The sequence below is a fragment of the Raoultibacter phocaeensis genome, assembly GCF_901411515.1.
Classification (GTDB): Bacteria; Actinomycetota; Coriobacteriia; order Coriobacteriales; family Eggerthellaceae; genus Raoultibacter; species Raoultibacter phocaeensis.
In genome coordinates this window covers 865,144-880,219 of sequence record NZ_CABDUX010000001.1, presented here as the reverse complement: position 1 = coordinate 880,219, position 15,076 = coordinate 865,144, and the positions used below count along the sequence as shown (strand labels likewise).

At 63.1% G+C, this 15,076-nt stretch carries 7 protein-coding genes; 5 read left to right on the top strand and 2 right to left on the bottom strand.

What is annotated here, in order from left to right:
- Positions 1-55: 55 nt before the first annotated feature.
- Entirely contained in the window at positions 56-694 is a 639-nt protein-coding gene (locus FJE54_RS03480; RefSeq protein ID WP_139651358.1) for a hypothetical protein, read from the bottom strand.
- Positions 695-717: 23 nt separating this feature from the next.
- On the opposite strand from FJE54_RS03480, the gene FJE54_RS03475 reads away from it, so the two are divergent.
- Positions 718-993, top strand: coding sequence for a DUF4143 domain-containing protein (locus FJE54_RS03475; protein WP_139651357.1), 276 nt, complete (start codon positions 718-720; stop codon positions 991-993).
- Between the two features lie 53 nt (positions 994-1,046).
- Here FJE54_RS03475 and FJE54_RS03470 read toward each other — a convergent pair whose 3' ends face one another.
- Positions 1,047-1,229, bottom strand: a complete 183-nt coding sequence (locus FJE54_RS03470) for a hypothetical protein (protein ID WP_180326540.1) — start codon at positions 1,227-1,229, stop codon at positions 1,047-1,049.
- Between the two features lie 826 nt (positions 1,230-2,055).
- On the opposite strand from FJE54_RS03470, the gene FJE54_RS03465 reads away from it, so the two are divergent.
- The 4 genes from FJE54_RS03465 (at position 2,056) to FJE54_RS03450 (ending at position 14,974) form a co-directional block, all read left to right on the top strand.
- Positions 2,056-6,546, top strand: coding sequence for an InlB B-repeat-containing protein (locus tag FJE54_RS03465; protein ID WP_139651356.1), 4,491 nt, complete (start codon positions 2,056-2,058; stop codon positions 6,544-6,546).
- 384 nt (positions 6,547-6,930) lie between these two features.
- Complete coding sequence (locus tag FJE54_RS03460) at positions 6,931-8,517, top strand: leucine-rich repeat domain-containing protein (protein ID WP_139651355.1); 1,587 nt, start codon at positions 6,931-6,933, stop codon at positions 8,515-8,517.
- A 53-nt stretch (positions 8,518-8,570) separates the two neighbouring features.
- Complete coding sequence (locus tag FJE54_RS03455; protein WP_180326539.1) at positions 8,571-14,417, top strand: InlB B-repeat-containing protein; 5,847 nt, start codon at positions 8,571-8,573, stop codon at positions 14,415-14,417.
- Positions 14,414-14,974 carry a flagellar basal body-associated FliL family protein gene (locus FJE54_RS03450; RefSeq protein ID WP_139651353.1) on the top strand — a complete coding sequence of 187 codons (561 nt, stop codon included), beginning with the start codon at positions 14,414-14,416 and terminating at the stop codon, positions 14,972-14,974. The genes FJE54_RS03455 and FJE54_RS03450 overlap by 4 nt, the downstream gene beginning before the upstream one ends.
- The last annotated feature ends 102 nt before the right edge of the window (positions 14,975-15,076 follow it).

The following is a 15,076-nucleotide window of genomic DNA, read 5'->3' as shown; positions in this document are numbered from 1 at the left end:
CCCCGCCCGCAGCCCGCCGCTCGCGTCCTCCCGCCGCCAGGATTCCGCCCGAGATTTATTGATAATGCGTTTCTGCGCGAAAACGGCCTTTCGATGGCGGCGAAGGCGAGCTTTGCGAACTGCTGTGAGCCGGCAGGGGCTTTTGGGTGCGAAGCGCCTCAAGATAACCACAGATCGCGGTTCGCCATGATGAACTTTCACGTCGAAAAAGACCGCTCGAACGCGACTTCGCTTCGCAAAGCAGGCCTTCGCCGCCATCCAGAGGACGTTTTCCGACAAAACCCTGAAGCGCAACCTTGCAAGAGATGACCGCCGCGGGTTGGTGATCCCTTCTGAAGCGAAGCTCGGACTGCGGTTCCCCGAGCTTGAGATGGAGTGTGACAAGGCGAATGCGGCAAACGTCCAGACGGGCGTTGCGATGCGCGGTGGTAGACGCGCAGATGCGGTGCGGATCGACCCGTTCGATTCCGTCAGCTTCGATTTTCGTTACCGCGCGATACGTACTATCGTGCGTTTTGCCTTCTGCTCGGATTTCAGTGGCATCGACTATGTTGTGGGTCTTGTTGGGCGGCTTTTCCCGAGGCCGATTGCGGCTGTGATCTAACTGGCCTTCCTTACCTTTTGCACAGGCATTTTCTTTAAAACGTGGAATAGTAACCGATTTATCTATACAAAAACGTGGTAAGTATACCAATATTCCTATACAAAAACGGACAGGTGGGTTCGGCGCATTACTTCAAAAACGAGCCGACCCGTACAGAAATCGACTTCGTCATCGACGGCAACAGGCTCGATCCGAATGCGATTCCCGTCGAGGTAAAGTACGGGACGAATCTCAAGGCGAAAAGCCTGACGGCGTATGTTAAAAAGTACGGCCCCGATGTAGCGTTGAGGGTTTCCGCCACCTCGCACGCGTATGGCGGTTCGATAGAGGACGTGCCCTTCTACGCATTCGGTTCGTATATGAGGAAGAACATCACGGGAGCGGTTTAGCACCTATCCTGTTCTTGAGGATCTTTGTCGGCGCATCTTTTGACCCTGATGCTTTACAGGCAAAAACCCATGTAGAGCGGCAGGTATACGCGCTCACCCTCGACTTTGAGCTGCTTTGGATGAAGCACGTACTGAGATCCTACGCGCTTGCCGAACTTCTCCTTGAAGCGGTCGAGCGATTTCGTGCCGTATTGTCGCGGCGACTTCACCTCTATAGGGCACACGCGCGGCTTCATAGCACGATAAGTCGTTCGTATTGCTTCCGCTTTAACATGCTTGACGCCTTTCTTGCACGATGCGCAGAACTTTACAACTCGAACGATGCACGATGAGCAGAACTTTACAACCATGATATGCCATCCGCTGTCAGAACCAGAGTTAACGTGGCGCGTCGTCACCGCTGGGCACCGTGCGAGGTCATGTCAAACCAGGTTTAACGGCAGAGCTTCGACTATGCCTGGGGTCTCGCTGGGCGACTTATCCCGAGGTCGATTGTGGCTGTGATCCGACTGCTGCTCCCCCTGCGTTCTGATGGTATGCAAGGGTGCTGCACGGCCATGGGCCTCAGCGAACTCCGAAAAGGCTTCGATTGCATGTTTACCGCTCGCAGCCGCACCTCGCCTGTCGCCTGCGTCTCGCAATCTGCCGCCGCCGCTCCGCCACACACCGCGAGCCTGCCTGCCGAGTGCCATACGTGAAGAAATTGTGAAGGTGCAGGTCGCACACCACCTTCCGCGTCTCATTCATTGTTATGCAAATTATCAGCCTGTTTATCACCATTCAACTGCACGTTGCATCGCCCCCAATACTCAACCTCTACTTGAGAAAAGGAAAGCAACCTGCGATCAGGGACTACACTTTGTCGCACTTTATATATAAGAGTGCTCCCGAAACGCAGCTGAACAGGACACGAGGGAAAGCAATCGCGTCACGCACCTCCGGGTGCTGCAAAGCCGCGCACTTCGGGAAGAACGGGCAGGCACGTCGGCGCGCGAATTCGGCTCGGCGAGACGCTTCGTTCAGCGTGTGTGCACCGAGTTGGATCAATAAAGGATGCGAAGGATGAAACGCAACATACGGGGAAGAGGGATCAATCGTTCGACTGCGAGCGTCGTGCTTTCGGTGGTTCTGGCTATCGGTCTTGTCATGGGCTCGGTTCCGCTTGCGGCGGCGGATCAATCGCTGCCGGTTGAATCAATCACAGCTTCCGATGCCGCCACTGATTCGGCAACCACCACCGAAACCGATCCCGCACCGACGCAGGACGCCCCCGACACCGGCACTCCCAGCCCCGACGCCCCCAACTCCGAAGACGCGCCCGGCCACATCTCGAAAGACGTTGCCCTCGAGCCGGCGCCCAACAAGCAAGGCCCAACCTCAGGCGATACAACCGATCCCGCCCAACAGGGCCAGCAAACCGAGAACGCACAGCAAGGCGGCCAGACGCAAAACGACGTCCCGCTTACCAACGATAAACCCAAACCCGCCGTGGGCACGATCGTGTTCGAGGGGCTCGAGTACACGCTCAACCCCGACGGCGAAACGGTCACGCTGGTGGGATGGTACGGCGAGGCTCCCGCAGGCGCGCTGGTCGTGCCCTCCAAAATCGTGAGCGGCGAAGATACGTATGCCGTCGAAACCATCAGAATCGCTGGGGGGGGGAGCGAATCTCAGCGCGCTTCTGAGGTAACTTCCCTCACGCTGCCCGATACGGTCGGATCCATCGATGTAGAATCGCTCGAAGGCCTCACGGGCCTTGTTTCCATTTCCGTCAGCGAATCGAACGCTGCGTACGCGTCGTTCGACGGCATGCTCTTCAACAAGGGCTTGACTGAACTCCTGCTCGTTCCCGAGGGCAAGGAGGGCGCTGCCACCATTCCCGACCAAACAGTTTCTGTCCTGGCTTCGACGCTTTCGCATAGCGCGAAGCTTACTTCTGTGATGGTCGGGAACGGCAGCGCCGCATTTACCTCGGTGGACGGTGTGCTGTATAACTTGGATAAGACGAAGGCCCTCTACTGTCCCGCCGGTGCGGGCGATGCGGTTGCGCTGCCCGCGGAGACCGTAGAGATCGGCCCCGGCGCGTTTGCCGATGCGCCCCTGGCATCCATCGTGGTGTCTGGGTACGTGAAGACGATCGACCCCTCAGCGTTCAGCGACGATGCGAAGGCGAACGCCGTCGTGGCGCTTGCAAGTGGCGAAGACTACGACGCGCGCAAGGCGGTATGGGAAGGTGCGGGTTTCTCGCAGTTTGCAGAACCCGCGCAGCCGGGCGATACGACGTCGCCTGGAAGGGGTGAAGATGGGGAAGAGCCGGGCTTTGCCTACACGCTGCTCGATGACTACACGCTTGCGGTTTCATGGCAGGGCGGGGAAGGGCCCGGGGCCGAACTCGTCATCCCGGCGTCAGCCGAGATGGGAGGCGCAACCTACCGCGTGTCCGCCATCGCAGATGGCGGATTTCGCGGTTTAGGGGAGATCGCGTCGGCGGTTATCCCGTCGGGTGTGACTACTATCGGCGATGCGACGTTCAGCGGATGCTCGAGCCTCGCTTCGGTTTCGCTTGCGGAAGGGCTGCGCTCGATCGGTGCACAGGCGTTCGCGGACACGGCGATCGAACAGGTGAAGGTTCCTGCGAGCGTTGCGAATGTCGGCAGCGGCGCGTTTGCCGATTGCAGCTCGCTTTCTCGTATCGTCGCGCATACGAATGCCGTTGAGGTGGCGGGCGATGCGCTTGCCGGGTGCTCGAACGTGGCCATCTACTGCCCCTTCGAGGAGTCGGGCGAGTACCCTTGGAACCCCGGCCTCGTCGCGAGCGGCAACCACGTCATGCCCTACGGCCTCGCGCTTTCGGGCGAGCCGCTTGTTCTGGAAGTCGGCCAAGAAGCCGACTTGTTCGAGGGAGGCGTGCGCGAAGCGCCCGAGGGCATGGAGCTTACGTACAGCTATTCCGCCACCGTCATGTCGGTCGACGCCGGCGTTGTGACGGGCAAGAAGGCGGGCACGGCCGACGTGTCCGTGGCGCTCGAGATGGACGGCGAAGCGTTCGCGCGCGCAAGCAGGACGGTTGAGGTGGCGAAGGCGGCTGAGGACGAGCAAGCGGATGAATCGGAACCTATCGTACCGATTGGTGCCGCATCGATATTTCAATCAGACAAAGCGATTGATGAAAGTGCGGTTAGGAAGCCTTTTGACGAGGTTGCCGTACCGAAAGCTGGTGTGCGCGTGTGGTTCGATCGTAACGATGGTACAGGCAGTCCCTTGCTGTATGTGGATGGCGTGGAAGGCGAGGTAGTGACACCGCCGGTTGTCACGAGGCCGGGCTACACGTTTGAAGGTTGGTACACCGATCCCGTACGTGGTTCCAAGTGGGATTTCTCACAGCCGTATTGGGCCAATTATTACTCAACGTACTACGCGCGTTGGGCGCCACTCGCGTCCTGCACGGTAACGTTTAACTCTAACGGCGGGAGCGCAGTCGCAGCGCAAACCGTGTCTTCTGGCTCGGCTGTCGCGGCCCCGGCGAACCCCTCGCGCACGGGTTACGCGTTCGCCGGCTGGTTCACTGCGCCCACGGGCGGGGCCCCGTACAACTTCGCCTCTGCGGTAACCTCCAACTTCACGCTCTTCGCCCAGTGGACGCCTAACACCTACACGGTGTTGTTTGATTCCAACGGCGGGAGCGCCGTGGGTCAAAGGTACGCGACACACGGTTCGGCCGTCGCCGCCCCGGCGAATCCGTCGCGCCTGGGCTACACGTTCGCCGGCTGGTTCACTGCGCCCACGGGCGGGGCCCCGTACAACTTCGCCTCTGCGGTAACCTCCAGCTTCACGCTCTACGCCCACTGGACCGCCAACGCCTTCGCCGTCACGCTCAATCCCGGCACGGGCGCGGGCGTCGCCGCGAGCCGTAGCTACGCCTACGAGGTTCCAGGCCAAGCTCTGCCCTCGGCCGCTTCGCTCGGGTTCTCGAAGAACGGCTACGCGTTCAAAGGCTGGACGGTCGCCGCCGACGGCTCGGGCGCGCTGATCGCCGATGGGGCCGACGCCTCGAGGCTTTCCACAGGGGCGCCCGTGACGCTGCACGCTCAATGGAAGGCCAACTCCTACACCGTCAAGTTCGACGCGGGCGAGGGCTCGCTCGGGTCGGTGCCTGCCCAGATGGCGGCAACCTTCGACCAGGACGTTGCGCTGCCCGCTGCGAAACCCTCCCGCAGGGGATACACCTTCCTCGGCTGGTCGAGCGCGGCGGGTGCGGCAACCGCCCAATACTCCGCAGGTCAGGTGCTCGTCAAGCCCAACTTCGCGTCCGATCCCGGCGGCACCGCCACCCTCCACGCCGTATGGCAGGCGAATACCTACACGGTGCGCTTCGACCCGAACGCCACGGCCGGACAGGGGCTCTCGGGCGGACCCATGCCCGACCAGACCTTCACCTTCGACGCCGACCCGCAGGCCCTCACCGCCAACGCCTACTCCCGCACGGGGTACCGCTTCGCGGGCTGGACGGAGAACGCAGACGGTGCGGGCGCGGTGCATCCCGACAAGGATCCGGTAAGGAACCTCGCCGAGTCGGGTACCGTGACCCTCTACGCCAAGTGGGAGGCCAACGCCTACTTCGCCATCTTCTTCTCGAACGCCCCCGAGGGCGCGACCGTCACCACGTCTGGGCCCATCATGCAGCAGCTGACCTACGATGCGAAGGCCGCCCTGCAACCCACTCCCTTCTCGTGCTCGGGCTACTCCTTCGTCGGCTGGAACACGGAGGCCGACGGGTCGGGCACCCCCTACGCCGACGGGGCCGAGGTGCTCAACCTCACTTCGGCGCACAGCGGGATGGTCTCGCTCTACGCCCAGTGGCGCGGCTCGGCCTACACGGTCAAGTTCGACAAGAACGCCGCGGACGCCACCGGCACCATGGGAGACCTCGAGCTCAACTGGGGCGTGAGGGCCGACCTGCCCGCAAGTCCCTTCAAGCGCGACGGCTGGTCGTTCGCGGGCTGGAGCACCGAGCCCGACGGCACCGGGAGCACCTACGCCGACGGCGAGAACGTGCGCGACCTCCCGCCCGCGGGTTCGAACGAGGTCGTGCTGTACGCCCGGTGGACGCCCGTGATCAGCGTGACCGCGCCGGTGAAGCCAGTGCTCAAGGTCACGGCCGATGCGCTTTCGGGCACGTGGGTTTCCGCCGCACCCGCCGAGTCGCAGTTTGTCTCGCGCACGCCCGTGAGCCTGCGAATCGCTTCTATGAAGTGCGAACCCTTGAGTCGAAGCACTGAGTTGGTGTTCCCCGACAAGGGTACGTGGCCCGGGGTTTCCATCGGCATGGATGCGGGCAACGGTAACAGGGTCCAGGTCGCGCTCGGCAACGACCTCATCTTCGGGTCGAGCCCCTCGTTCGTCATCGGGGAGGGTTCGGTGGAAGCGCCGTCGACCTTGCCAGTGAAGCTGAGCCTTGCTGCCGATGACAAAACGCCCGTCCACGTAAACGACGATGCGGTTCCCTTAACGAAGATCACCTACACCTTCGAACCGGTAAAGGAGGCGTCGTGAGGGCTCAAACGTCTGCCGATGCGCCCCACCAGCGCCTCGCCAAAGACCATCTTCCGTAGCGTTCAGCCGCGTGAAGCACTAAAACGTAACAGCATCATGTCAATACGTGCCAAGATTGTGAGGGGGTGATTGCCCGAAAAGCGCGGATAACCTGAAGATATGGAGAAAGCATGAAGTAATTGTCGATAGCTCCAACCTGCTTCAACAGGTAGTTGGCTAAATATCAGCAGGTTTATCATAGATAAACTTGATACATGTCCTATGCCATTTTAAACTATGGCTTGAGGAAGCCCAGCTACGCCTGTGACGTGGGTTTACACTGCAACCGTTCCGCAAGGGACGCCCTCGGGAAACGCAGTTTAACAGGAGTAAAAGGACTACATCATGCGACAGAGAAACCTGTACCTCGGGTACGGGAGGAGGGCTTGCGCCCTGTTCCTCGCGTGCCTGCTTGTCGTCGGCTCGTATACGGGCCCGGCACCGGCATCGTTAGCGTACGCCTCAGATGCAGAAGCGGGTGCGACGGAATCGCCCCAGGCTGATCAAAAGGCCAATGCATCGTCGGACGTCGAAAGCGAAGGTGCGCAAACGGAAGCGCCGCCAGCCGAAAGCGATGCTGTGGCAGGCGACGAAGCAGGTTCTGCAACCCAAATCTTCGAGGAAGTACCTCTCGTCAAAAACGACGCGGAACCTGACGGTTCGAAAGAGCCCGCTCAGAGTGATGCAGTCGAGCCCGAACGGGTTTCGACCGACATTCCGCTTACCGAGGGAGGTGCATCCGCCGCGGCAGGAACCATGATGGTGGACGGCCTGAAATACCGCGTGAACCCCGACGGGGCCACCGCATCCCTCACGGGCTGGCACGGCGCGAAGCCGGTCGGCGGCGTAAGCGTTGCTTCCAAAGTTGTCAGCGGCTCCGACGAGTACGCAGTCACCAAAATCGCCGAAGGCGCGCTCAAGGATTGCAACGAGATCGCGAGCATCGCGCTTCCGAGCACCCTCAAGGAAATAGCCGAGGGAGCCTTCGCGGGGTGTACCTCGCTCGCATCGTTCTCTGTAGGCGAGGGCAGCGCTTCGTTCTCCGTGCACGACGGCATGCTGCTCGACGCCGCGGGAAGCGCACTTGTCCTCTGCCCCGAAGGCAAGGCGGGCGTGGCGAACGTCCCTGACCAAACAAGCGACATTCCCGTTTTGGCGTTCAAGGGCTGCTCAAAGCTCACCGGCATCGCGGCCAGCGAAGGAAACGCGAGCTACACGGCCGTTGGCGGAATCCTCTACAGCAAAGATCGCTCCGAGCTTATCTACTGTCCGGCGGGCGCGGGCGAGGCGGTAACCGTTTCAGCCGATACTACACGCATCGGCGCCAGTGCGTTTGCGGACAACGCAGCCATCGCGTCGATCACCGCCCTTGGTTTCGTCGAGACGATCGATGCAACCGCGTTTACGGAAGAAATCAAGCAAGCGGCAACCGTCGCGCTTGCCGCAGGAGAAAACTACGAAGCGCGCAAGGCCGTATGGACCGAAGCGGGCTTCGAGCATTTTGTCGACCCGGCGGTCTCGGGCGAAGTCGAGTGGCCCGAGCAAGGGGCGAGCGGCTTTGCCTACACGCTGCTCGACGATTACACGCTTTCGGTTTCGTGGGAAGGCGAAGAAGATCCCGAACCCGACCTCGTCATACCTTCGGCCGGCACGGTAGCGGGAACGGAATACCGCGTTACCCGGGTGGCCGACTACGCGTTTGCGGGAAGGCCGCTTACCTCGGTCGAGATTCCGTCTTCGATCGTATCGATAGGCGAGGGCGCGTTTAGAAGATGCGCCTCGCTCGCATCGATCGACATGGCGGAAGGCCTCCAGTCTGTGGGGGCTTACGCGTTTTCGGGCACGGCTGTCGAATCGGCCGAGCTTCCCGCATCGGCAAATTTCTGGGGGGGGGAGCATTTTCTGACTGCTCTTCCCTCAAGCGCGTCTTAGCGCATTCGAACCCCGCCGACGTTGCGGGCGACCTCCTCTCAGGTTGCTCGAATGTGGCCATCTACTGCCCCTTCGAGGAATCGGGCGAGTACCCCTGGAACCCCGGCCTCGTCGCAAGCGGCAACCACGTCATGCCCTACGGCCTCGCGCTTTCGGGCGATCCCCTAGTTTTGGAAGTCGGCCAGGAAGCCGACCTGTTCGAAGGCGGCGTACGCGAAGCGCCCGAGGGCATGGATCTTTCGTACAGCTATTCTGCGACCGTCATGTCGGTCGACGCCGGCACGGTTACGGGCAAGAAGGCGGGCACGGCAGACGTGTCCGTAACGCTCGAGATGGACGGCGAAGTGCTCGCGCGTGCGAGCCGCACGGTCGAGGTGGCGAAGGCGGCAGCGGATGAGGATGGCGAACAGCCGGAAAGCCTTGCTCCGCCTATCTCGAGCTTGAAGGCAGAGCCGCTCAATTTCACGGCGCCTTTGAGTGGAAAGGCGAATGAGGGAGAAGAACCAACACCTTACGCGTCCTCTTACTCCATAACCTATGATCTTAACGGCGGCATGTTTCTTTCGGGCAATCAGAACCCGACGAGCTACTCGATGTCGAGCAGCGACGTAACCGTGCAGTATAGTCCGGTTAAGCCGGACTGCGAGTTCCTCGGCTGGACGGGCTCCAACGGGACGGTACCCCAGAAGACGGTCACCATCCCGGCATTCTCGGCGGGCGACAGAACCTACAAGGCCAACTGGGCGAGTCGCTATACGATCGCCTTCGATGCCAACGGCGGCACGGGAAAGATGTCGTCGATGTACATGACGGAGGGCACGGCCCAGAACCTCACGGCGAACAGCTTCACGCGTTCGGGCTACAGCTTCGCGGGCTGGGCAACTTCCTCTTCGGGGAGCGCCCAATACGGCAACGGAGCTTTGGTAGACATCCGTCCCCCGGGACCCGGTGTCACCATCTATCTCTACGCGAAGTGGGCCCTTTCTCCAAGTCCTGCTTTCAAAATAACCTACGATTTGGACGGTGGGATGTACTCGATGGGCAACCCGAACCCACCGAGCTATACGATGTCAAGTTCCGATATTACTTTTTCAGGCGGTCCAGTTAAGCCAAACTGCACGTTTCTCGGCTGGACGGGCTCCAACGGGACGGTACCCCAGAAGACGGTCACCATCCCGGCGTTCTCGGCGGGCGACAGAACCTACAAGGCCAACTGGGCGAGGAACTACACGATCGCATTCAACGCCAACGGGGGCACTGGTTCCATGGCATCGATGGCGATGGTGGAGGGCACGGCGAAGAACCTCACGGCAAATAACTTCTCGCGCTCGGGCTACAACTTCGCGGGTTGGGCAACCTATACCTCGGGGAGCGCCCAGTACGCCGATAGGGCTCTTGTAGACATCCATCCCCCGGAAGCTGGCGCTACCATCACCCTCTACGCGAAGTGGGTGCCCGTTCCGGGTTATACTTTTACCATAACCTACAACCTGAACAGCGGTACGTACCCGTCGGGCAACCCCAACCCGGCCACGTATACGTACGAGAGCGCCGATATTGTCCTTCAGCCTCCGACCCGCGCGAACTGCACTTTCGTGGGCTGGACGGGCTCCAACGGGAGCACGCCGCAGACGTCAGTCACGATTCCGAAGGGTTCGGATGGCGACAGGTCCTACTTCGCCAATTGGAAGGCCAACTACACCATCGCCTTCAACGCCAACGGCGGCACAGGCACGATGGCCTCCATGTCAATGGTCCACGGCACCGCGAAGAACCTGACCGCCAACGGCTTCACCCGCACGGGCTACGCCTTCGCGGGCTGGGCGACCTCGGCTGACGGCAGCGTGGCCTACTCCGACAAGCAGTCGGTCAACAACCTCACGACGACCGCGGGCTCCACCGTGACGCTCTACGCCAAGTGGACGCCCGTCACCTACACGATCGAATACGACCTCGGCGACGGAACGGCTACCGGCAACCCGGGCGCGTATACGATCGAGTCGGCCGCCATCGCGCTCAAGGCCCCCACAAAGGCCAACTGCACCTTCGCGGGCTGGACCGGCTCGAACGGCACGACGCCGCAGACCAGCGTAACCATCCCCGCGGGCTCTACGGGCGACAAATCGTACACCGCCAACTGGAAGGCCAACTACACCATCACCTTCAACGCCAACGGCGGCACCGGTTCCATGACGTCGATGTCGATGGTCGAGGGCACCGCGAAGAACCTCACGGCGAACGGTTTCACGCGCTCGGGCTACACCTTCGCGGGCTGGGCCACGTCCTCCGCCGGCGCGGTGGTCCACTCGAACGGGGCGTCGGTGAACAACCTGTCAACCGTGCCCGGCGCCACCGTGACGCTCTACGCCAAGTGGACGCCCGTCGCCTACGCGATCGAATACGACCTCGGTGACGGAACGGCGTCGGGCAACCCGACCTCATACACGGTCGAGTCGGCGGCCATAACACTCAAGGCCCCCACGAAGGCGAACCACACGTTCCTCGGCTGGACCGGCTCGAACGGCACGACGCCGCAGACGTCGGTGACCATCCCCGCGGGATCGACGGGCGACAAGTCGTACACCGCCAACTGGGCGAACAACTACAGCATCGCCTTCAACGCCAACGGCGGCACGGGCACGACGGCGTCCATGTCCATGGTGCACGGCACCGCGAAGAACCTCACGGCCAACAGCTTCACGCGCTCGGGCTACGCCTTCGCGGGCTGGGCGACCTCGGCTGACGGCAGCGTCACCTACGCCGACAAGCAGTCGGTCAACAACCTCACGACGACCGCGGGCTCCACCGTGACGCTCTACGCCAAGTGGACGCCCGTCACCTACACGATCGAATACGACCTCGGCGACGGAACGGCTACCGGCAACCCGGGCGCGTATACGATCGAGTCGGCCGCCATCGCGCTCAAGGCCCCGACGCGCGCGAACCACGTCTTCGTCGGCTGGACCGGCTCGAACGGCACGACGCCGCAGACGTCGGTGACCATCCCTGCGGGATCGACGGGCGACAAGTCGTACACCGCCAACTGGAAGAGCACCTACACGATCCAGTTCGACGCGAACGGCGGTACGGGCTCGACGGCCCCCATGTCCATGGTGTACGGCACCGCGAAGACCCTCACTCCGAACGGCTTCACCCGCACGGGCCACACGTTCACCGGGTGGAAGGACGACGCGGGCAGAACCTACACCGACAAGCAGTCGGTCAACGAGCTCACGGCGGTCGCCGGGGCGACGGTCATGCTGCGCGCCCAGTGGAGCGCCAACAGCTACGCCCTCGAGTACGTCTCCGACGGCGCGACCCAGAAGACGGCGACCGTCCCCTACGGCTCGCTGCTCGCGGACTCCTACGCCCCGCCCTCGGTGTCCAAGAAGGGCCACACGTTCCAGTCGTGGAACCAGCCCGACGGCAGCGCGTGGAACTTCAGCTCGGGCACCATGCCCGCCGACGCCCTCACGCTCACCGCGTCGTGGAAGGCCAACACGTATACCGTCGCCTTCCACGCCAACGGCGGCAGCGGCACCGGCATGGCCGACCAGGGCATGACCTACGGCGTGGCCGCCAACCTCTCGCAGTGCGGCTACTCGCGCACGGGCTACACGTTCTTGGGCTGGTCGACCGACCCCAGCGCGACGACGGCCACCTACGCGAACGGCGCCCAGGTGCGCGACCTCTCCGAGGTGCAGGGCGCTAAGGTGACGCTTTACGCCGTGTGGGAGGCCAACCCCTACACCGTGGTATTCCATGCCAACCACCCGGGCGACTCCTCCACCTCCACGCAAAGCTTCCGCTACAACGAGACTACCAAGACGCTCTCGCCCAATGCGTTTGCGCGCACGGGTTGGACGTTCGACAAGTGGAACACGGCGGCCGACGGCACGGGTACGAACTACGCCGACAAGGCCCTCGTGTCCTCGCCCCTGGCAACGAGCGGCCAGTTCCACCTCTACGCGCAGTGGACGCAGAACGAGTACAGCGTGGCGTTCGACTCCAACGGCGGCTCCGACGTCGAGGGCCAGACGGTGGGCTACGGCGAGCTCGTCGCTGATCCCGGCGCGCCCGCCCGCGCGGGCTACACGTTCGGGGGATGGTACGCGAGCTCCTCGTTCGCAGGGAGCGCCTGGAACTTCGCATCCGACACCGTGCCCGTGGACGGCGTAACGCTCCACGCCAAGTGGACCGCCAACTGCTTCACGGTCACGCTCGACCCCGGCGCGGGCGCGGGCATCCTCACGTCGCGCTCCTACACCTACGAGGCGGCCGGCCAGAACCTGCCCGCGGTCGCCGAGCTCGGCTTCTCCAAGACCGGCTACGCGTTCGCAGGCTGGACGGTCGCCGCCGACGGCTCGGGCACGGTCTTCGCCGACGGGGCAGGCGTGGCCACGGGCCTCTCGACGGGCGCGCCCGTGACGCTGCACGCGCAGTGGTCCGCGAACTCCTATACGGTGAAGTTCGACGCGGGCGCGGGCTCGCTTGGCGAGGTCCCCGCCCAGATGGCGGCCACCTTCGACCAGGACGTGACGCTGCCTTCCGCCGAGCCGTCGCGCAAGGGCTACGCCTTCCTCGGCTGGTCGGAGACAGCGGGCGCGACGGCCGCCGAGTACTCCGCGGGCCAGACCCTGACAACGCCCAACTTCACGAGCGACCCGGGCGGCACCGCCACCCTCCACGCCGTGTGGCAGGCGAACACCTACACGGTGAAGTTCGACCCGAACGCCACGGCAGATCAGGGCCTCACCGGCGGATCCATGTCCGACCAGACCTTCACCTACGACGCCGACCCGCAGGCCCTGGCCGCCAACGCCTACGAGCGCACGGGCTACACGTTCAAGGGCTGGGCGGAGAACGCCGACGGCACGGGCACCCTGCGCCCCGACAAGGACCCGGTGAAGAACCTCGCCGAGTCGGGTACCGTGACCCTCTATGCCAAGTGGGAGGCCAACACGTACTTCGCGTTCTTCTTCCCGAACGCGCCGGAAGGGGCCACGGTGTCCACCACGGGCTCGATGACCCAGACGTTCACCTACGATACGAAGGCGAACCTCGCGCCCACGCCCTTCTCGTGCTCGGGCTACGAGTTCGCCGGCTGGAACACGAAGGCCGACGGCTCGGGCGACTCGTTCGCCGACGGGGCAGAGGTGCTGAACCTCGTCTCGACGACGAGCGCGTTTTCCCTCTACGCCCAGTGGCGCGGCTCGGCCTACACGGTCAAGTTCGACAAGAACGCCGCGGACGCCACCGGCGCCATGGATGACCTCGAGCTCAACTGGGGCGTGCGGGCCGACCTGCCCGCGGGCTCGTTCAAGCGCGACGGCTGGGCATTTTCGGGCTGGAACACCGCGGCCGACGGCTCGGGTAGCGCCTACGCCGACGGGGCGAACGTGCGCGACCTCCCGCAAGCCGGGCAGAACGAGGTCACGCTGTACGCGCAGTGGACGCCCGTGATCAGCGTGGCCGCGCCCGTGAAGCCGGTGCTCAAGGTCACGGCCGACGGCGAGACCGGTGCGCTGACGTCCGCCGGGCTGACCGACGCCGCGTTCGCATCGCGCACCCCGGTCAAGCTGCGCATCGCCTCGATGACGTGCGATCCCGATGAGGCGGGCGCACCGCTCGCGTTCCCCGACCGCGCCTCGTGGCCCAACGTGGCCGTGAGCATGGATGCGCTCGACGGCAACAGCGTGCGCATCGCGCTCGGCAACGACCTCATCTTTGGGTCGCGCCCCTCGTTCGTCATCGGAGCTTCGAGCGACGACGGCCCCGGCACCCTGCCCGTGCAGTTCGGCCTGACGGCTGGAGCGGGCACCCCGGTGACCCTGCTGGACGAGGCGGTGCCCCTCGCGCACCTTACCTACACCTTCGAACCGATAAAGGAGACTCTGTGAGCACGTCCGACTTCGAACAAGACCATGATCGCGAACCCGCGCATACGCACGATCGCCCCCGCGGTTCGCGCAAGCGCATCCTGATCGCCCTGATAGCGGTACTCGTCCTCATTGCGGCGGGCGTTGCGGCATGGCTGTTTCTCGGCCAGCCGAGCGACATCTTCGATACGAACGCCAAAAGCGGGCAGGCGCCGTACAAGTCGCAGGAGGAAATGCAGGCCGAGCTCGACCGCATCGTCGAGGAGGGCATGTTCAACATTTCCATCGTGAGCGTGATCGAGTTCGCAGACGGCGAGTCGGCGGGCAACGCCTACATCGAAAACGTGCCGGGCAACCGCTACGTCATGAAAGCGGACATCACGCTCGACGATACGGGCGAGACCGTGTACGAATCGAAAGCCATCAAGCCCGACAGCTACATCGAAAGCATAACGCTCAACCAGGATCTCGAACCCGGCAACTACGTGGCCACCGCCACGTTCACCGCCCTCGATCCCGATTCCCTCGAGGAAGTGGGCAAGGCCGCCGCCAAGGTGACCTTGATCGTGAGGAAGTGATGCGTATGGAAGATCAACTCGTGCAGGATCGGGGTGGTTGATGGAAGAACCCGAACCGATACCAGCACAGAAAGAGAACGTGAAGAAGACCTAAGGAGGAAC

Coding starts and splice junctions, on each gene's coding strand:
- FJE54_RS03470 (WP_180326540.1), bottom strand. CDS start 1,229: ATGAAGCCGCGCGTGTGCCCTATAGAGGTGAAGTCGCCGCGACAATAC.
- FJE54_RS03465 (WP_139651356.1), top strand. CDS start 2,056: ATGAAACGCAACATACGGGGAAGAGGGATCAATCGTTCGACTGCGAGC.
- FJE54_RS03460 (WP_139651355.1), top strand. CDS start 6,931: ATGCGACAGAGAAACCTGTACCTCGGGTACGGGAGGAGGGCTTGCGCC.